The organism is Flavobacterium sp. GSB-24 (genome assembly GCF_027924665.1).
Classification (GTDB): domain Bacteria; phylum Bacteroidota; class Bacteroidia; order Flavobacteriales; family Flavobacteriaceae; genus Flavobacterium.
Genome location: NZ_AP027043.1, coordinates 38,718 through 58,229, shown reverse-complemented (window position 1 = coordinate 58,229; position 19,512 = coordinate 38,718). Strand labels below are relative to the sequence as shown.

The 19,512-nt window shown below is 32.5% G+C and carries 20 protein-coding genes and 4 tRNA genes; 11 read left to right on the top strand and 13 right to left on the bottom strand.

The genetic code is table 11. The annotated features are described in order from the left end of the window. Nucleotides 1-33 precede the first annotated feature (33 nt). From QMG60_RS00300 to QMG60_RS00265, 8 genes are all read right to left on the bottom strand, one after another. On the bottom strand, nt 34-933 hold the full coding sequence (locus QMG60_RS00300; protein WP_057117805.1) for a MerR family transcriptional regulator: 900 nt from the start codon (nt 931-933) through the stop codon (nt 34-36). A 206-nt stretch (nt 934-1,139) separates the two neighbouring features. Continuing rightward, a complete protein-coding gene (locus tag QMG60_RS00295) occupies nt 1,140-1,640 on the bottom strand; it encodes a tetratricopeptide repeat protein (protein WP_243839380.1) in 501 nt (166 codons plus the stop codon). A gap of 144 nt (nt 1,641-1,784) precedes the next feature. Further along, on the bottom strand, nt 1,785-2,936 hold the full coding sequence (locus tag QMG60_RS00290) for an acyltransferase family protein (protein WP_281866502.1): 1,152 nt from the start codon (nt 2,934-2,936) through the stop codon (nt 1,785-1,787). A 102-nt stretch (nt 2,937-3,038) separates the two neighbouring features. Further along, nucleotides 3,039-3,944, bottom strand: coding sequence for a LytTR family DNA-binding domain-containing protein (locus QMG60_RS00285; RefSeq protein ID WP_281866501.1), 906 nt, complete (start codon nt 3,942-3,944; stop codon nt 3,039-3,041). Between the two features lie 118 nt (nt 3,945-4,062). After that, nucleotides 4,063-4,135 (bottom strand) — tRNA-Lys (locus QMG60_RS00280). A 132-nt stretch (nt 4,136-4,267) separates the two neighbouring features. Further along, a tRNA-Leu gene (locus QMG60_RS00275) sits at nt 4,268-4,350 on the bottom strand. A gap of 43 nt (nt 4,351-4,393) precedes the next feature. Then, nucleotides 4,394-4,466: transfer RNA gene (locus tag QMG60_RS00270), tRNA-Lys, on the bottom strand. 40 nt (nt 4,467-4,506) lie between these two features. Further along, a tRNA-Lys gene (locus QMG60_RS00265) sits at nt 4,507-4,579 on the bottom strand. 126 nt (nt 4,580-4,705) lie between these two features. Between QMG60_RS00265 and QMG60_RS00260 the strand changes: the two genes are divergently transcribed. Further along, entirely contained in the window at nt 4,706-5,224 is a 519-nt protein-coding gene (locus tag QMG60_RS00260; RefSeq protein WP_134142534.1) for a shikimate kinase, read from the top strand. On the opposite strand, the gene QMG60_RS00255 is transcribed toward QMG60_RS00260, so the two are convergent. Both QMG60_RS00255 and QMG60_RS00250 read right to left on the bottom strand, forming a co-directional pair. Beyond that, nucleotides 5,216-5,716: a phosphoribosyltransferase domain-containing protein gene (locus QMG60_RS00255; protein WP_281866500.1), complete on the bottom strand. Its 501-nt coding sequence runs from the start codon at nt 5,714-5,716 to the stop codon at nt 5,216-5,218. The two genes, QMG60_RS00260 and QMG60_RS00255, sit on opposite strands and share 9 nt — an antisense overlap. Nucleotides 5,717-5,844: 128 nt before the next feature. Then, the gene (locus QMG60_RS00250; protein WP_057117844.1) at nt 5,845-6,237 is read right to left on the bottom strand and encodes an RNA-binding S4 domain-containing protein; all 393 of its coding nucleotides are present in this window, start codon (nt 6,235-6,237) and stop codon (nt 5,845-5,847) included. Nucleotides 6,238-6,316: 79 nt separating this feature from the next. Between QMG60_RS00250 and QMG60_RS00245 the strand changes: the two genes are divergently transcribed. Then, nucleotides 6,317-7,486, top strand: a complete 1,170-nt coding sequence (locus QMG60_RS00245) for an FKBP-type peptidyl-prolyl cis-trans isomerase (RefSeq protein WP_281866499.1) — start codon at nt 6,317-6,319, stop codon at nt 7,484-7,486. Nucleotides 7,487-7,641: 155 nt separating this feature from the next. Here the strand turns inward: QMG60_RS00245 and QMG60_RS00240 are convergent, their stop codons facing one another. The 3 genes from QMG60_RS00240 to QMG60_RS00230 form a co-directional block, all read right to left on the bottom strand. Continuing rightward, entirely contained in the window at nt 7,642-8,595 is a 954-nt protein-coding gene (locus QMG60_RS00240; protein WP_057117811.1) for a transketolase C-terminal domain-containing protein, read from the bottom strand. 74 nt (nt 8,596-8,669) lie between these two features. Further along, the gene (locus tag QMG60_RS00235; protein WP_057117812.1) at nt 8,670-9,521 is read right to left on the bottom strand and encodes a transketolase; all 852 of its coding nucleotides are present in this window, start codon (nt 9,519-9,521) and stop codon (nt 8,670-8,672) included. Between the two features lie 271 nt (nt 9,522-9,792). Further along, entirely contained in the window at nt 9,793-10,113 is a 321-nt protein-coding gene (locus tag QMG60_RS00230) for a hypothetical protein (RefSeq protein ID WP_057117813.1), read from the bottom strand. Between the two features lie 418 nt (nt 10,114-10,531). On the opposite strand from QMG60_RS00230, the gene tgt reads away from it, so the two are divergent. The 9 genes from tgt to QMG60_RS00185 all read left to right on the top strand — a co-directional run bounded on the left by tgt (nt 10,532) and on the right by QMG60_RS00185 (nt 19,204). Then, nucleotides 10,532-11,662, top strand: coding sequence for a tRNA guanosine(34) transglycosylase Tgt (gene tgt / locus QMG60_RS00225; RefSeq protein ID WP_057117814.1), 1,131 nt, complete (start codon nt 10,532-10,534; stop codon nt 11,660-11,662). Nucleotides 11,663-11,745: 83 nt separating this feature from the next. Next, the gene (locus QMG60_RS00220; RefSeq protein WP_281866497.1) at nt 11,746-12,834 is read left to right on the top strand and encodes an LptF/LptG family permease; all 1,089 of its coding nucleotides are present in this window, start codon (nt 11,746-11,748) and stop codon (nt 12,832-12,834) included. Beyond that, entirely contained in the window at nt 12,821-13,711 is an 891-nt protein-coding gene (locus QMG60_RS00215; protein WP_281866496.1) for a DMT family transporter, read from the top strand. Before QMG60_RS00220 ends, QMG60_RS00215 begins: the two co-directional genes overlap by 14 nt. Nucleotides 13,712-13,823: 112 nt before the next feature. After that, a complete protein-coding gene (locus tag QMG60_RS00210; RefSeq protein ID WP_281866495.1) occupies nt 13,824-14,777 on the top strand; it encodes an acetyl-CoA carboxylase carboxyltransferase subunit alpha in 954 nt (317 codons plus the stop codon). A gap of 140 nt (nt 14,778-14,917) precedes the next feature. Next, nucleotides 14,918-16,462: a replicative DNA helicase gene (gene dnaB / locus QMG60_RS00205; RefSeq protein ID WP_057117818.1), complete on the top strand. Its 1,545-nt coding sequence runs from the start codon at nt 14,918-14,920 to the stop codon at nt 16,460-16,462. 136 nt (nt 16,463-16,598) lie between these two features. Further along, nucleotides 16,599-16,940 carry a hypothetical protein gene (locus QMG60_RS00200; RefSeq protein WP_057117819.1) on the top strand — a complete coding sequence of 114 codons (342 nt, stop codon included), beginning with the start codon at nt 16,599-16,601 and terminating at the stop codon, nt 16,938-16,940. A gap of 190 nt (nt 16,941-17,130) precedes the next feature. Next, on the top strand, nt 17,131-17,601 hold the full coding sequence (locus tag QMG60_RS00195) for a hypothetical protein (protein WP_281866493.1): 471 nt from the start codon (nt 17,131-17,133) through the stop codon (nt 17,599-17,601). Nucleotides 17,602-17,631: 30 nt separating this feature from the next. Continuing rightward, nucleotides 17,632-18,423 carry a histidine kinase gene (locus tag QMG60_RS00190; RefSeq protein WP_057117821.1) on the top strand — a complete coding sequence of 264 codons (792 nt, stop codon included), beginning with the start codon at nt 17,632-17,634 and terminating at the stop codon, nt 18,421-18,423. Between the two features lie 115 nt (nt 18,424-18,538). After that, nucleotides 18,539-19,204 carry a response regulator transcription factor gene (locus QMG60_RS00185; protein WP_057117822.1) on the top strand — a complete coding sequence of 222 codons (666 nt, stop codon included), beginning with the start codon at nt 18,539-18,541 and terminating at the stop codon, nt 19,202-19,204. Nucleotides 19,205-19,512: the final 308 nt, after the last annotated feature.

Below are 19,512 nucleotides of genomic sequence, written 5' to 3'. Positions count from 1 at the left end.
AACAAATATAAGAAAAACTTAAACAAAATAAAATTAGATCATATTAATAGTTTCTTCCATTGAATCAAAAACTCGAATTCTATCGGTTAAAACTTTCTGATCGATATGTTCAACCATTTTTCCCATAAGCCAGATTTCGTTGTTTTTTTGCAACAATTTCTGTCCCATAGATTTAACATACTGGTTAATTACATTTCTATCAGGCTGAACGGTCATGAAAGAAACAAATGTAATGTTCTCAAAATGTCTGGTTAAATCCTGTAGATTTTCAATCGGCATACTTTCTCCTAAATAAATGGATTTGTAGCCTTTGTCGAGAATTTCATATTGCAGATATAGTAATCCGATTTGGTGAATTTCATTTAGCGGAAGCGACAAAACAAATACTCTATCTGTCTTGGTTGGTTTTCTTATTTGAAGACTTTCTGTGTAAATTAATATTTTCTGTTTGATCAAATGGCTCATGAAATGTTCATTTGCAGGAGTAATTGTTTCAGACTGCCATAATAATCCAAGCTCTTTTAAAAGAGGTAAAAAATGTTCTTTAAAAACTTCTTTAAAAGTCTTTTCAGAAATAAGCCAATCGAAAGTATTAAAGAATAACTCTTGGTCAAAATTCATCATCGCCATTTTGAAAGAAGTGATGGCGTAATTTTGTGAATTTTTCTTAGAAATTATTTCGCGCACCAATTGTGGAATCTTTTCTTCAGGATAAGTTGCGATTTTAGAAATCTTATAACCGTACTCGTGTAATAACGTGATGTTTAAAAGTTTCTGAAGATTTTGCAGATTATAAAATCTGATGTTTGTATCAGTTCGCATTGGTTCAAGGATGTTGTATCTCTTTTCCCAGATGCGTATGGTATGCGCTTTTATTCCAGATAAGTTCTCAAGATCTTTAATACTGAAAACAGTTTTAATATTGTTTATCATTTCTCGCGATTAGGTCGACAAATGTAAAACAAAATCTTATATGCAGCCTTAAAACCACATTAAAAAGATAGAGGATTAGAGGTTTACGTACTGTAAATATATTTTTTACCTAAAAACAGGTATATTTTATCTAAGAAATATATTACTTTAATAAAAAGTAAAAATAGTCTGCAGTAAGATTGCAGACTATTTTTGTTTTTAAGTTCTTATTTGCAGAAAGTCGATCTGTTTTTTGCAGCACTTTGACTTCCTAATTCAATTGCTTTTGTAAAATCTTTACAAGCATTTTTACTATCGCCGATTTTATTATAAGCTAAACCTCTTAAATTGTAAGCAATGTAATCTTTCGGATTTAAACCTAAAGAAGATGTGCAGTCGTCAATTGCTCCCTGATAGTTTTGTAATTTATAATTAACATTGGCTCTGCCTGTAAATGCATCTGCATTCATGCTGTCTAAGTCGATTGTTTTGCTAAAATCTGCCTGCGCGCCTTTGAGATCGTTTAGTTTAAATTTTGCAACACCACGATTCTGGTATGCCTCGACAAATTTTGAATTCATGCTGATGGCTTTGGTGTAGTCGGCGATTGCGCCTTTTGTGTTTCCGGCTTCCGCTTTTTTTATGGCTTTGTCAAAATAGCCAGTTGCAGATTGTGCCCAGATGGAGCAGGTCATCATCATAAATGATGCTAATAGTAGGTTTTTCATAAAACTAATTTGGGATTAGTGATTTAAATTATTTCTCAACGAATTTAAGAAAGTTTTTATTCTGTAAGGGAATTTCTTTTTTAATATAATGCTATTTGTTTATAATTAGGATTTTGACTTTTGTTGAAAGATCGATAATGTGTGCTATAAAATTCTCTTAACTCCTGGAATTAATAAAATAATAGATCCTAATACAAAACTGCCCAATATAATTAGCGGCGCGGTAATTAAAAGCTTTATTGCGGGGTCAATAGCCCAGTTTTTTAGTGCTAACATAAATATAACTGTCACTAATGGATGAAAAATGTAAACGGCAAAACTACTGCGTGATGCTTTAGTAAGTAATATTGAAGTAGCATTCCAATTTATTTTTCCTCTAATTAATAATGCGGTTAATATCGAAATTCCAATCCATTGCTCCCAGACTGCGTATAATAATGCCTGCCAGTGAAAACCTCCAGAAAACCAAGAAAGAGGTGTGTTTAATTTGTATCTGATGATAAAAAATACTGGAAAAAGCAACAAGCATAAACGTGCTGACCTTTTAAGTTGTCTGCCTGTTTTTCCTGAAAGCTGTTCAAACCAATTGTTTTTTGATGCCAGTAATCCAATTATAAATAGTGCGATATATTGTGGAAAATGCCCAAGCTGAAATCCGACAGGTTCAAGAACCCATCCAACAGGGAATATAATTCTAACTAAGAAAGAAATAACTCCTAATCCTGCCGCAAATAGTATTATAGCACCAGAGCTGGGCGCTGCCAATTGTTTGTTGAAGTTAATGTTGAATATTTTTTTTACTGCCACATAAACTAATGTAAAAAGCAATAGTGCTGCTACAAACCAAGTAACTCCTAAGTCGATCCAGCTATCATATCTGCTTAAGTAATTGAAATAATTGATATGTGCTTTTGTGAAATAATAAACTAGATAACAAATAAATGGAGTAAGAATAAAAGAGTAGAAAATTAAAGGAATTCCTAATCGAATTAGTCTGTCCTTGATAAATTTAGAAACTCCTTTTTTAGAATAGGAAGAGTTGGTAAAATAAGCAGCCAGCAGAAAGAAATATCCCATAAAGAAAGACTGATTTATACTGATGAATACTGTCGAAAGGATGCGTGCTCCTAAAAAACTAGTTTCTTCATTGTAGTACCAGCCTTCAGAAGAACTGTAAGCAATAACGGTGTGGTGAAGTACAACTAATATGGTTAGAAGAACTTTGATATTATCGATGTATAATAATTTGTTTGAAGAGCTAGAATCCTGATTCTTGACAGCAGTTGCAGTTGACATAATAATTTTGGTTTTGTGTTATTGATGGCAAACGTACAACAGTAAAATGCAGTAATAGCGGGCATTGTTACTAATAACTACCTTTTGTGACGAGCAACAAGATTATGCAATGTATTTGCGGCGAAGCTCTTGGTGATAGTTGTTGAAATTGTTTATCTGTTTTCTTGAAACTGGAATTTTAACATTGGTTTCATTAAATGATAGTAAATAACCTTGAGAGTTTCCAGATATTTTTTGAACCTTAAACATATTTACTAAATAGGTTCTGTGGCATCTAAAAAAGTGTGGATAATCTACTATTTGAGTTTCAAATTGGGCTAAAGAAATTCTCTTTACTTCTGTGGTAATTTGGTTGTTGTTCGATTTTGTTAACTCAATATAATTGCCATCCGCTTTTGCGAAAAGTAATTGATCGATATCAAGGCTAAAATCATCTTGCTTTACCTGTGTGCTGATGAAAAGATTAGATTTTGAAATTGTTTTTTCGGCTTCAACAGCCAAAGGTGTAAATTGAAGAACAAATGGAGATCCTTTTTTAGATTCAAAATAGAAGCTAGCTAATCGTATAAAAAAGTAAAAAAAGATACCTGCTACGAGGCAGTTTCTTATTTCTTCGAAAAAATAATTCCAAGACCAGTTGTTTGGGTTGTTATAAAGCAAATCACGCATTAGAAAACTCGATGTGCCAATAAGGACTAACAGTATTCCAATGTGACTATATTCTTGGAGCAAAGTCCATTTAGTCTGGAATTTTGTTTTTCTGTAATGATTTAAAACTTCAAAATAAGCAAATAAAATAAATGCCGGTGCAAAAGCATGAAAGAAACAAATAAACAAATAGTGCATTTTGAGTTCAGGATCATAAACTCCAAATGGTTTGAATAGTAAGAGAAATGTTAGAATAATAAAAAATACTATAACTGAACTTTTGATGAGATTTTGAGATTTATATCGAGTTGGGTATTCGATTTCATTTATTAAATGTTCTGTATTAATGTAAAATCTCATGCTAAAGTTTGTTTAGTTCCAAAAATACAAAAAAGAAAGGTTTAATTTTTGTGTAGACATTTCTCCGATTTGAAAGGGTATAAAAAAAAGGTCAAGTAAATTAATACTTGACCTTTTGTGACCCGACTGGGGCTCGAACCCAGGACCCCATCATTAAAAGTGATGTGCTCTACCGACTGAGCTATCGAGTCTATTGTTTTTCTTCAATGAGGGTGCAAATATAAGTACTTTATTTAGCTATTTGCGTCTTTTTTTTGAATGATTTTAAGAATAAATTATAAAAGCCTATTCTACAATTAAATAGAGTTTTAATTTTTTTCTAGTGACCACGGTGGGATTTGAACCCACACGCCCTTACGAGCACCACCCCCTCAAGATGGCAAGTCTACCGTTTCTCCACGTGGCCTAAAATAAAAAAGGTCAAGTAAAATGAATTACTCGACCTTTTGTGACCCGACTGGGGCTCGAACCCAGGACCCCATCATTAAAAGTGATGTGCTCTACCGACTGAGCTATCGAGTCATTGCTATCAAGAAATTTAATTTGTTAATCACAAAATCTGTGACCCGACTGGGGCTCGAACCCAGGACCCCATCATTAAAAGTGATGTGCTCTACCGACTGAGCTATCGAGTCATTTAATTTCTTGAATGCGGGTGCAAATATAAGGAGTTTATTTTGAAGTTTCCAAGCAAATTTATTATAAATTTGTCTTTTTTTTGGAAAAATTTCCAATTGCTTAGTTTATAAGGTTTTATTAGTATGAAGAAAATTGTATTGTTAGGTTATATGGGTTGCGGAAAGTCGACAATCGCCCAAAATTTGTCAAAAATCACGAATATTCCGTTCTTAGATTTGGATAAAATTATCGAGGAAAGAGCAAAAATGTCAATAAATGAGATTTTTGAGAAGCACGGAGAGATCTATTTTCGAAAATTAGAGCACCAAATTTTTGTTGAATTATTGCAATCTGCCGAAAATAATATTATCGGATTAGGAGGAGGAACTCCCTGTTATGCTAATAATCATGAATTGTTAAAAGGAGAAGATGTTGTTTCTATATATTTAAAAGCATCAATTGATACTTTATATAGTAGATTAATATACAATAAGAGTAAGCGTCCTTTAATTGCAAATATGAATGAGGAAGAGATGAAAGAGTTTATTGCGAAACATTTGTTCGACAGAAGCTTTTATTACAATCACGCGCAGCATAAAGTCTCGGTAGATGATAAGTCTGTCGAAGAAACGGTTAAGGATATTTTAGATATTCTAGCTTAAAGAAGCATAGTCTCCGTTTTCTGAGTCGAAAACAACTTGGACGTGCTCTAATAATGAAGTTGAAAGTGAAATGCCCTTAAAGTCTGCCTTTACAGGGTATTTTTTATGGTTTCTGTCAACAAGCACTGCTGTTTTGAATTTTTTGAGAGGTACATCTAAGAAATGACGAACAGCATAGATTAATGTTGTTCCTGAATTTAGAACATCATCAACAAGAACTAATCCTTTGTTTTTATACTCCTCGGGACTTAATGAAGTTTGTATTGCCTCCTGTGGATTTTGCTTGTTTACTTTTACTTCGCAGATTGATACCTTTAAGGTTGAAATGCTGCTTAGTGCTGTGGCAATTTTTTCGGCAAAAACATATCCATTTGAAGCAATTCCAGCAATAACGACTTCTTCCTCGTTTACAAATGTTTCGTAGATTTGATAGGCAATACGTTTTATTTTATGCTCGACTTCTTGATTTGTTAAGATGATGTTGCTGCTCATAATTTATTTTTTTGCTAATATAATTAATTTAAATTCCATTATAAAAAAATCCAAATTTCAATTTTTTCAGAAGAAATTCTAAATTGGAATTGGGTATTTAATTTTTGGGTTTTTCAAAGTTTTGAAATTTATTCCGTTTCTTCTTCTTCGTCAAAGATTTCATTTCCGTACTCATCGATATCTCTTCGGTCTTTTTTAGTTGGACGTCCTGTTCCGCTTTTTCGGTAATGTTCTTTAGAAAGTTTTAATAGCTCTAAATGCGCGTAAGCTTCTGGAGGTGTTTCGTTTTTACGGTAAATATCAACCAACTTTGCTCCAACACGACTTTCAGGAATGTCAAGAACAGTTATAATTTGGGTAATTTGATCTTTTCTAAAAGTAATTCTGTCTGTAGGGAAAACTTCTTTTGATGGTTTAGCAACCTGCCCATTTACAGTGATGTGATTCTTTTTACAGGCCTCAGTAACCATGTTTCTAGTCTTGTAATATCGAACGCACCATAAGTATTTATCTATTCTCATAATTTTTCTAAAATCCAAGTTAAATTCTTTACAAAAATAAATCAATATTGTATCTTGCGCACCTAAAAAAATCATAATAATGAATAAATTTAAATATTATTTTGTTTTATTACTTGCTGGTATTGCCATCGTTTCTTGCAGCAAAAAGGATGATGATGAGGTTGTAGTAACTCCTGTAAGAGATTATGCAGTACAGTATAAAGCGGATAATGATTCTATTGAAAAATTTTTAAAAAGTAATTATATCGAAAATGTTACAGCTGATTTTGATGTTAAAATATCAAAAATTACAGATGCAACAACTCAAGTTTCTATTTGGGATCAAACTACATATAAATTAGAGAGCAGAGATGTGTATAGTGATGGTATTACTTATAAAGTATATTATTTAACTTTGAGAAAAGGTGCTGGCGAATCTCCAACTAATACAGATAAGGTTTCAACAGCATACTCTTGTTATTTATTAAATGGAACTCTCGCTGATTCTTCTTATGGTCTTCCGTTTACGGCTAATTTATTTCCATATGCTAATTCAAATACGGTAATACAAGGATGGGCGGAAATTCTTCCAAAGTTTAAAACTAGTAGTTCGTCTACTGTTTCAAATGATGGTACTATAACGTATAATGATTATGGAGCTGGAGTTATGTTTTTGCCTTCAGGTCTTGCATATTATGCTAATAGTAGTAGTGCTATTCCTGCATATACACCAATATATTTTACTTTTAAATTATTTGACTTGCAGAGAGTGGATAATGAATACAATTCATCAAGTAGCGGAATAGTATTTATTGGTGATGGTGTTCCTGATTATTTAGAAGATGTTAACGGAGATGGATATCTTTATGATTTTAGAAATACAACTAAATATCCTAATCCGCCCAAAGAGTTGATTGATGATACTGATGGCGATGGAATTGCAGATTTTCTAGATTTTGATGATGATGGAGATGGTTTTACAACAAGGTTTGAAATTACTAAAGCAGCAGGCGAAGTTGGTGTAGTAAATGGTTTTAACTATGGAATTAAACTTTACTTTCCATGGGATCCAGTTGTAGATAATCCGTTAACGCCGAATGTAGATGAAACAGAGCCGAGAGGAATTCCTAGAAGGCCAACAGGAGAACTTGCAAATCCTAGTTTACCAGAATCTGCTACAAATGTTAGAAAATACATTGAGGCAGATTATACGGAAAATCCAAGAAAAAGAATTCATTTAGATAATACTTATCCAATAAAGATTAATTAAATTCGATAAATTAAAAAGCCCTGAAATTATATTTCAGGGCTTTTTTTATGGTCAATATTATGTTGTTACTTTTATGAAGGTTGGTGTATTGATAAAAACAAAAAACCTCGAAATCTATATTTCGAGGTTTTTTTATAAGTAAGAAAATTTAAAAATTATTTTCTTTTGATAACTCTTTCTACAGCTTCAACAATTGCTTGATTGTTTAGTTTGTATTTGTTCATTAACTGCTCTGGAGTTCCAGACTCACCAAAACTATCTTGTACAGCTACAAATTCTTGTGGAGTTGGATTGTGTAAAGCTAATACTCCTGAAACGCTTTCTCCAAGACCTCCAAGGTAATTGTGCTCTTCTGCAGTTACAATACATTTCGTTTTTGCCACTGATTTTAAAATTGCTTCTTCGTCAAGTGGTTTAATTGTATGAATGTTGATTACTTCAGCAGAAATTCCTTTTGCTTCAAGAGCTTCAGCAGCTATAAGAGCTTCCCAAACTAAGTGACCTGTAGCAACAATAGTTACATCAGTTCCTTCGTTTAGTAGAATTGCTTTTCCAATTACGAATGGTTCGTCAGCAGGAGTAAAGTTAGGTACTACTGGACGTCCGAAACGTAAATAAGCAGGACCGTGGTGATCTGCCAATGCAATAGTCGCGGCTTTAGTCTGATTGTAGTCACAAGTGTTGATTACAGTCATTCCTGGTAACATTTTCATTAAACCAATATCTTCTAAGATTTGGTGTGTTGCTCCATCTTCTCCTAAAGTTAAACCAGCGTGAGAAGCACAAATTTTTACATTTTTGTCTGAGTAAGCAACAGATTGACGAATTTGATCGTAAACTCTTCCTGTAGAGAAGTTAGCGAAAGTTCCAGTAAAAGGAATTTTTCCACCAATTGTTAAACCTGCAGCAATTCCGATCATATTAGCTTCTGCGATTCCGATTTGGAAAAAACGCTCTGGGTGATTTTTTTTGAAATCATCAAATTTTAATGATCCAATTAAGTCGGCGCATAATGCAACTACATTTTCATTTTTTTGACCTAGTTCAGTCATTCCCGCTCCAAAACCTGAACGAGTATCTTTACTTCCTGTATTTTCGTATTTTTTCATTTTTGTCTTTTTGCTGTACGCAATAGGCTATAGGCAATAGGTGTAAAACTTATTGCTTAAAGCTTATAGCTTTTTTAATAATCAACTTGGTCTTTAGAGTAATTTTGAGCTAGAGCTTTCTCTAATTGCTCATCGTTTGGAGCTTTACCATGCCAAGCATGTGTGTGCATCATAAAATCTACTCCATTACCCATTTCAGTATGTAATAAAATACAAACTGGTTTTCCTTTTCCTGTTCTTGATTTTGCGTCATTCAATCCGGCAAGAATTGCATCGATATTGTTTCCTTCTGCAATTTCTATAACATCCCAGTCAAAAGCTTCAAATTTAGCGCGAAGACTTCCCATTGGCAGAACTTCATCAGTTGTTCCGTCAATTTGTTTTCCGTTAAGGTCTACTGTTGCGATTATATTATCTACTTTTTTAGCAGATGCATACATAATTGCTTCCCAGTTTTGACCTTCCTGCAATTCTCCGTCTCCGTGTAAAGTATAGATTAAGTGATTGTCGTTGTTTAATTTTTTAGCTTGCGCTGCTCCAAGAGCTACAGATAAACCTTGTCCTAATGAACCAGAGGCAATTCGAACTCCAGGTAAACCTTCGTGAGTTGTTGGGTGTCCTTGTAAACGAGAATCTAATAATCTAAAAGTAGCAAGTTCTGAAATTGGAAAATAACCGCTTCTAGCTAATACGCTATAGAATACAGGAGAGATGTGTCCGTTTGAAAGGAAAAATAAATCTTCTCCAATTCCGTCCATATCAAAACCTTCTTTGCGGTCCATAATATTTTGATATAGTGTTACCAAAAATTCAGTACAACCTAATGAACCACCTGGGTGTCCAGAGTTTACAGCATGTACCATTCTAAGAATGTCTCTTCTTACTTGGATCGTTAAATCGCTTAATTGTTGTGTGTTAGGCTTCATTTTATATGTAAAATTTTAAACTGTAGCAAAAGTAATTGTTATTTTGCGGGGAGACAAATGATTTTCTGCTTTAGTTTGTTTCAATTGTTAAATTTTTGTAGTCTTTTTTATTGAAATGAGAAAAATATACTCTTTTAGGATCGTTTTTGATGATGAGGTGTTGAAATCAAATTACTATTGTGATTGTTTTTTGATTCTAAAATATAAAAAAAATAAGCCCTTGTTGAAGGACTTATTTGTTATGATTTTTAAATGATATAGTATTTTAAATTTAATTGGTATCGCTTTCGCTGTAAAAATTATTTTCTTCATCTTCTGAGCCAATATCTTCTTGCTCGTCGTCAAGTTCAGATCCTGGAACGTCTAAGTCATTACCAATTTTATCACTGTTTTGTTTCCATTCATGATTATTGTCTTGATTGATAATGCGTTCGCCAGAAATTCCTTCTGGATCAATATCCTCTAATTTATCTTCTTGATTGTAAATGTCTTCATTTGCTGGATAATCTAAATTTTCTAGATTTCTTTCGATTTGCTCATCCTTAATTTGGTCCAAACGATCTGCAGGATCTCTTTCTTCTGAATTTATCATGATTTCTATGATTTAAAATTGATAGTAATTTCTATTTAATTAAAATTAAGAAATAATGCAGTCGTTATGTTACATATTAATAATGTGATTGTTGTAGTTTTTACATTTGATAAAAATTGGTTCTGGCTTCACGCTGAGATCTTCGCGTTAGGGATAGGAGCGGCATCCTTTTGTGATAAATGTCTGGTCTTGTCTGGAAATGAAGCCTTCTTGAACAAAAGATATAGCGGATAGCCCGGCCGTAGGAAACGCCCAAATAACTTAATAGTTAGATATTAAATGCTGGAAGTTTAAGGTTTCAAGTTTCAAGTTGATTCCAATGATTATCTAATTTTCTAATTGGTAAATTATGTAATTAAATTTCTCTGAAATTAGCTTATCTTTGCCGTCCCGAAAGGTCGGGAGAAAAAAGAAACAGATGAAGTTTGATTTATTACAAAAAGATCCGCAGTCTAAAGCTAGAGCGGGAAGTATTACTACTGATCACGGAGTTATAGAAACTCCTATTTTTATGCCGGTTGGAACGGTTGCATCTGTAAAAGGAGTGCATCAGCGTGAGCTTAAGGAAGAAATTAACCCAGATATTATTTTAGGAAATACATACCATTTGTATTTGCGTCCGCAAACCGAGATTCTTGAAAAAGCAGGAGGATTGCATAAATTTATGAACTGGGATCGTAATATTTTGACTGATTCTGGAGGATATCAAGTGTATTCTCTTTCTTCAAATAGAAAAATTAAAGAAGAAGGGGTAAAGTTTAAATCGCACATTGATGGATCTTACCATTTTTTTACACCAGAAAATGTAATGGAAATTCAGCGTACCATTGGAGCCGATATTATTATGGCTTTTGATGAATGTACTCCGTATCCTTGTGATTACAGATATGCGCAGCGATCTATGCATATGACGCATCGCTGGTTAGACCGTTGTATTAATCACTTGGAAAAAGTTCCTTATAAATATGGTTATGAGCAAACATTTTTCCCAATTGTTCAAGGAAGTACTTATAAAGATTTACGCCAGCAGTCTGCTGAATATATTGCAAATTCAGGTCAGCAAGGAAATGCTATTGGCGGACTTTCTGTTGGTGAGCCGGCTGAAGAAATGTATGCAATGACTGAAGTTGTCTGCGAAATTCTTCCAGAAGATAAACCTCGTTATTTAATGGGAGTTGGTACTCCTATTAATATTTTAGAAAATATTGCGTTAGGAATTGATATGTTTGATTGTGTTATGCCAACGCGTAATGCAAGAAACGGAATGTTGTTTACAGCAAACGGAACTATCAATATCAAGAATAAAAAGTGGGAAGCCGATTTTTCTCCGATTGATGAAATGGCGCATACATTTGTTGATACCGAATATTCAAAAGCATACTTACGTCACTTGTTTGCGGCAAATGAATATTTAGGAAAGCAAATTGCAACAATTCATAATCTTGGTTTCTATATGTGGTTGGTTCGTGAAGCTAGAAAACATATCTTAGCGGGAGATTTTAGACCATGGAAAGAAATGATGGTTAAAAATATGAGTCAAAGACTTTAAAAGTTTTAAGTTTCAGGTTTCAAGTTTCAGGTTCTCTGCAGGCCGTGAAACTTGAAACCTGAAATGAAACAAACAAAATATATATGTTAACAATAATAGATAAATACATTTTAAAAAGGTATCTGGGGACTTTCTCTGTGATGCTTCTTTTATTCGCTCCAATCGGAATCGTAATTGACGTTTCTGAAAAAGTAAATAAAATGTTAGAAAACAAGATTCCATTTGGAGATATTGCATTCTATTATTACAATTTCACGATTTATTTTATCAATTCGCTTTTTCCGATATTTTTGTTTTTATCGGTAATTTGGTTTACTTCAAAACTGGCGAATAATACGGAGATTATTGCAATATTAAGTTCTGGTATTTCATTTACGCGTTTTTTACGTCCTTATATTATTGGAGCAACAATAGTATCGCTTTTTGTGCTGTTAATGGGGTTTTTTATTGTTCCTGCCGCAAGTGAAGGTTATAATAATTTTAGATATACGTATTTAAAAGGAAATGGAAAAGAGCTCATGCGGGGCGAAAACACAAATGTTTACAGACAAATTAACGATCACGATTTTATCTTTGTAAATAGCTTTAACGAAGAAACTAAAACAGCTTTTAATTTTTCTTTGGAACATTTCGAAAAAGAAAAACTAACTTATAAGATTACTGCAAGTCGTATTAAATGGGATCCTAAAAAGAAGATTTACATTTTACACGATTATACCAAAAGAACAATTGGAGAATTAAATGATGTAATAGAAAAAACTCCAGAAAAAAATGTTGCTTTTAAGTTCGAGTTAGCAGATTTAACGCCTGTTGTTTATATCGCAGAAACTTTGACTTTAGGCAAATTATACGATTTTATTGAAAAAGAAAGAAAAAGAGGTTCTGGAAATATCAATACCTATTTAGTAGTTCTTTACAAAAAATACAGCGTACCAGTTTCAGCTTTTATTTTAACCATTATTGCTGTTGCGGTTTCGTCTATGAAACGTCGAGGCGGAATGGGAACGAATTTAGCAATCGGGATTGCAATTGCTTTCTCATTTGTGTTTTTTGATAAAATATTTGGTACACTTGCCGAAAAATCTACATTCTCACCTTTATTAGCTGTTTGGTTCCCAAATATTGTTTTCGGAATCCTGGCAGTTTACCTATTACGTAATGCGAAACGATAATTTAAAAAGTTATTTAAATCTTCACTTAATTGTTTTTATCTGGGGTTTTACAGCCATTTTGGGCGCTTTAATTACTATTGATGCTGAAAATCTGGTTTGGTTTAGAATGTTGCTGGCTGGGATTTTTCTTGGCGGTTTTATTGCTTTTAAAAAACAATCTTTTCAAGTTCCAGTAAAAGAATTTTTTAAGTTAATCTTTGTTGGATTGCTTATAGCACTTCATTGGATTTTCTTTTTCAAGGCTATCCACGTATCTAACGTTTCTATTACGCTTTCTATTTTCTCTTTAGGAGCTTTTTTTGCGTCTTTATTAGAACCTTTATTCTACGGAAGAAAAGTATTGTGGTATGAAGTTTTCTTTGGACTAATAATTATTGCAGGTTTAGGATTGATTCTTCAAGTAGAAATAAAATATCTGCAAGGTGTTTATTTTGCTTTGGCTTCGATAATATTAGGAGTTTTATTTACTTTAATGAATGGAAAATTAATTGCGGATCATGAACCTTCTGTAATTACATTTTATGAGTTTGGTGCGGGAGTTTTTTTTATTACAATTTATTTTTTATTTCAAGGAAAATTTACGGCAGATTTCTTTTCAATGTCTTTAAATAACTGGGTTTTATTATTGATCTTATCATCCATATGTACGGCTTATGCTTTTACTGCTTCTGTAAAAGTCATGCAGCGATTAACTCCCTATACAGTAATGTTAACGACTAACTTAGAGCCTGTTTATGGTATCGTTTTAGCGTATTTTATTTTAGGCGGAAAAGAAAAAATGAGTGTCGAATTTTATATAGGAGCCGTTATAATTATCATAACAGTTATTCTAAATGGTGTTTTTAAACATTATAAGAATAAGAAAGAAAACTTGTAATAGTTTACTTATTTTTAAATTGCATTTTTATACTTTAAATAACAATTAACTTCGCCAATGATATAATATTTTTATATTTGCGGTTCGATTTACAAACAAAATTCAAAAATCCATGGAATATTTAGATTTTGAGCTTCCAATTAAAGAACTTGAAGAACAGTTAGAAAAGTGCGTTATTATTGGAAAAGAATCTGACGTTGATGTAACGCCAACTTGCAAGGAAATCAACAAGAAATTAGAACAAACCAAGAAAGATATATACAAAAACCTTACGGCTTGGCAGCGTGTACAATTGTCAAGACATCCAAATAGACCTTACACCTTAGATTATATCAAAGCTATCTGCGGTGATACTTTCTTAGAGCTTCACGGAGACAGAGGTTTTAAAGATGATAAAGCAATGGTTGGTGGTCTTGGTAAAGTAAAGGGACAATCGTTTATGATTATTGGTCAGCAAAAAGGTTTTAATACTAAAACACGTCAATATCGTAATTTTGGTATGGCTAATCCTGAAGGATACCGTAAAGCTTTGCGTTTGATGAAAATGGCAGAGAAATTCGGAATTCCAGTTTTAACTTTAGTAGATACTCCGGGTGCATATCCGGGACTTGAAGCTGAGGAACGAGGACAAGGGGAGGCTATTGCTAGAAATATTTTCGAAATGGTTCGTCTTAAAGTGCCAATTATCACAATTATTGTTGGTGAAGGTGCTTCTGGAGGAGCTTTAGGAATTGGTGTTGGAGATAAAGTATATATGTTAGAAAATACTTGGTACTCTGTAATTTCTCCAGAATCTTGTTCTTCTATTTTATGGAAGAGCTGGGAGTACAAAGAGCGTGCAGCTGAAGCTTTGAAGTTAACTTCTTCTGACATGAAAAAACAAAAATTAGTTGATGATGTTATTCCAGAACCGCTAGGCGGAGCACACTATGACCGTGAAACAACTTTCAAAACGGTTGCAGAATACATCACTAAAGGATATAATGAATTAAAAGACTTATCAACAGCCGACTTAATTGCCCAGAGAATGGACAAATACAGTAATATGGGCGAGTATAAAGAGTAAATTCATAAAAAGAGACTTAAAATCCGAAGCCTTACCGTTTCGGATTTTTTTTTGGTTATCAACAAATCAATATTATTTATAAACAATTATTAGTTATAAATCGATAGCAGATTTTTTTTAAATTTCGCTACTTTCGCTATATGGAAAATTTCAAAAACTTAAACCCTGTAAAGGTAGATAAAACCACAATTATTAACTTAGAAAAAGGTAAGCTCCCTCCGCAAGTAATTGATTTGGAAGAGGCTGTGCTTGGTGCTATGATGATTGACAAAAAGGGGGTAGATGATGTAATTGATATTTTACAGCCTGATGCTTTTTACAAAGATGCACACAAACACATTTTTGAAGCAATTTTGCAGCTCTTTACCGAAACGCAGCCAATTGATATATTGACGGTTTCGACTCAATTAAAGAAAAATGGAAAATTAGATTTAGCAGGAGGAGATTTTTATTTAATTCAGCTTACGCAGAAAATTGCTTCTTCTGCGCATATCGAATTTCACTCGCGTATTATTCTTCAAAAATTTATTCAAAGAAGTTTGATTAGAATTTCTTCTGAAATTATCGAAGAATCTTATGATGAAACTACAGACGTATTTGATTTGCTTGATAAAGCAGAATCTAAATTATATGAAGTAACTCAGGGAAATATCAAACGTAGTTCTGAAACTGCTCAGAGTTTAGTTCTTCAGGCGAAAAAACGTATTGAAGAAATTGCAGGAAAAGAAGGTTTGAGTGGTGTTGCAACTGGTTTTGAAAAATTAGACGAAGTAACTTCTGGATGGCAGCCTTCCGATTTAATTATTATTGCGGCTCGTCCTGGTATGGGTAAAACGGCTTTCGTACTTTCGATGGCAAGAAACGTTAGTATTCAGTTCGGACATGCAGTAGCAATTTTCTCGCTGGAGATGGCGTCAGTACAGTTAATTACGAGGCTTATTTCTTCTGAAACAGGATTGTCTTCAGAAAAATTAAGAACAGGAAAGTTAGAAAAACATGAGTGGGAACAATTAAGTACTAAAGTAAAAAACTTAGAAAAAGCCCCGTTGTTTATTGATGATACACCTTCGCTTTCGATATTCGATTTACGTGCAAAATGTCGTCGTTTGGCTTCACAGCACGGAATTAAATTAATTATTATTGACTACTTGCAGTTAATGACTGCTGGAGGTAGTGGTAAAGGGGGAGGAAACCGTGAGCAGGAGATCTCTACAATTTCCCGAAACTTAAAGGCTTTGGCAAAAGAGCTAAACGTGCCGGTTATTGCACTTTCGCAGTTGTCGCGTGCCGTTGAAACGCGTGGATCTAGTAAAAGACCTTTACTTTCGGATCTTCGTGAATCTGGAGCGATTGAGCAGGATGCCGATATCGTATCGTTTATTTATCGTCCTGAATATTATAAAATTGAAGAATGGGATGATGACGAACAATCATCTACAGCTGGTCAGGCAGAATTTATTATAGCCAAACACCGTAATGGTGGTTTGGAGAATATTCGTTTGAAATTCCTTGGACATCTTGGTAAGTTCGATAATTTAGAAGACTTTACGGGAGGTTATGATGATTTACCTTCAAAAATGAATCATGATGATAACCCTTTTATAACCAAAAATTTACCTTCGGCTAATGAAGCTTTTGGAAGTAATTTGAACGATGATGATGATGACAGCGATGTTCCATTCTAATAAAATATAAAAGCCTTAATTTTAAGGCTTTTTTTATGTTTGAATGTTAATTTTTTAATTAAAATCAGTAGTTTAGCCAAACCAATTATAAACTATTAATTTTTTTTAGATTATTAACCAATAACAAATTTAAATTATGAATGAAGAAGCTTTTCCAGGGCCTATCAGGGTTCCCTTGTCTACTGCCAAAGAATGGGAGAAAAAGTATGACGACGATACTACTGTCGAAGATCGTGCGAAAAAAGTTAAATCTTATTTGATACCAAGAGAAAGTTTAGAACTGGTTTTAAAACTTAATACCGAAGCTGTTCGTGCATATATTGGTATTAATGATGATAATGAAAAAACTTTACTTTTTGTTGGTGCTAAATACGACGAAAAAACTGGTAAGTACGTTGATGTTTACGGACCTGGTGACGGCGTTGAAAACGGAGGAGATGTTGTTTATGATGGTTCACGTCCGAGCCCTCCATTTTAATTTTAAATATTTTAAGTAAAAAATAATGGCTGATTTTTTAATATATTCAGGTTATTCCATTTTATTAATTAATCTAATATTATATGCATATAGCTTTTTCCGAAAGGAAAAAGCTAATGTTTTTTTTGTTAGTTACCTAGCTTTTGCATTTCTTATGCAAATATCAATGGAGACACTCTTTCACCTTAAAATGAATAATTTATTTCTCGTAAATACTTTTTTTATAGGTCAAATGATATTTCTGGGTTTGTTTTATTATTCAATTTTAAAAATAAAAATCCAAAAACAATTTGTAAAAGTTAGTCTTATTGTGGCTTTGCTTGTACTAACAATACAATTTGTTAATGATCCACAGGAATTTTTGAAATTTAATTTATTTGAAATTACATTAACATCATTGTTGATTGTTGTTTTTGCATTACTTCATTTCTATAATATGCTTACCGAAAATAAAACATATTACTATGCAAGTATGGGAATAATCATTTATTTACTGTCAAGTACAGTATTGTTTATTATAGGTAATCTTACTTCTACCTTGAATAACGATGTAAAATATTTAAGCTGGATGTTTAATGCATTTTTAAATATAGTCTATTATCTTTTTATTATGTACGAATGGAAGGTCAGTTTTTCAAGAAAAAAAGTTTTACAAGGTTAGTCTGTAATTGTGTACCATAAATAAATACATATGAACACCCATTCAATTCCTGATAAAGAGCTAGTTGCAATTATATTATATATATCCCTTTTTTTTATAGTTGTTGCAGTTGCATTAATTATATTCTTTTACTATTCCCGAAAAAAAATCATTCAAAAAGAATTAGAGAAAAAAGACTTAGTCCTTCAATATCAAAAAGAACAGCTCCATGCGATTATAATTACTCAAGAAGAAGAACGTAAAAGAATTGCACAAGACCTTCATGATGATATTAGTTCAAAATTAAATATTGTTTCTCTCAACAGTCATTTACTTACTGCTCCTAATCTTACGGAAACAGAAACGGCAGAAATTACAGAGAACATCATTAATTTAACAACGAAGGCATTAGAAAATTCTAGAAAAATAGCTCATAATTTATTACCGCCGGTTTTTGAAAAATTCGGTTTAAATGCTGGTATAGAAGAGTTGTGTGAAGAATTTGAAACTAGTAAATCTGTAAAAACACATTATAAAAATGAAATCGATTTTGATGATAAAGATATCGATCGACATTTACATGTTTTTAGAATTTTACAAGAGTTGATGAATAATTCAATGCGACATGGAAAAGCAACAGAAATATGGATTTCATTTATTAATAGAGATGGAATAAATATTTGTGATTATGAAGATAATGGAGTTGGTTTTGATAGTGCAAATGCTGAAAATCAAAAAGGACTTGGAATGAAAAATATTGACAGCCGTATATCGTTTTTGGAAGGAACTATAAAAATTACTTCTGAAATTAATAACGGAATCGCAGTAAATTTTACTTTTTAATCTAGTTTTTCTATTAAAATAAGATTTTTACTCAATAAAACAAGCTAAATGGACTTTTTATAAATGATATTTCGTAAATTCGGCATACCAAAACAAACGACCAAAATCAAATTAAATGAATGCTGCTATTAAAATTGCCCTAGTCGATGATGAAATTTTGTTTCGAAAAGGAATTTCTTTTTTATTGCAGAGAGAAGAAAATTTTGATGTTCTTTTTGAAGCTTCAAACGGAGATGAACTTATTTCTCAGTTAAATAAAAATGAAATTAAGCCCGACATTATTATAATGGATTTAAAGATGCCAGTTTTAAATGGTGTCGAAGCTACAAAAATTATAAGGAAATCGTTTCCAGACATTAAGATCATTGCTCTGACAAGTTATGATACAAAATCATTTATTGCCAATATGATTCAGGTAGGTGCGGTTGCTTATTTAATAAAAAATACCACCCCAAAAGATTTAATACACACTATTAATGAAGTAGCTGCAAAAGGATTTTATTATAACGAAAGCGTTTTAAAAACAATTCAAGAAACAATAGTTTCTCCTAAGAATTCAAAAGGCGGTTTAGAAACTAATTTTCTTTCTCCTCGTGAAGTGGAAATCCTGCAATTGATCTGTCAGCAGAAAACAACTGCAGAAATTGCAGATCATCTTTTTTTAAGTCCAAGAACTATAGAAGGACACAGAAATAATTTACTGCTCAAAACAGAATCACGAAATATTGCAGGCTTAGTAGTATACGCCATTCAAAATGACTTAGCTGTTCTAACAATTTAAAATATTACGCTGTCAAAAATTGAATTGACAATACGTAATATAAGATGATTGTTATGACAAGAACACATAGACCTATTTTTTGAATTATATTCATACCCTTTTCTTGGTTATTACTATCATTAAACTTCATGGTGGTTGATTTTTTTTGCATTGATTAGTTTTATGACCTGGGATAGCAAATGTATATAGAATATTTTGCCACACTATAGGTGTTTTTACCTGTTTTTTTTAATATTGTAAATCAGGTATTTACCCCTGTTTTTATATTTAACATTCTATTATGCCAGAAAAAAATCTCACGATTCTTT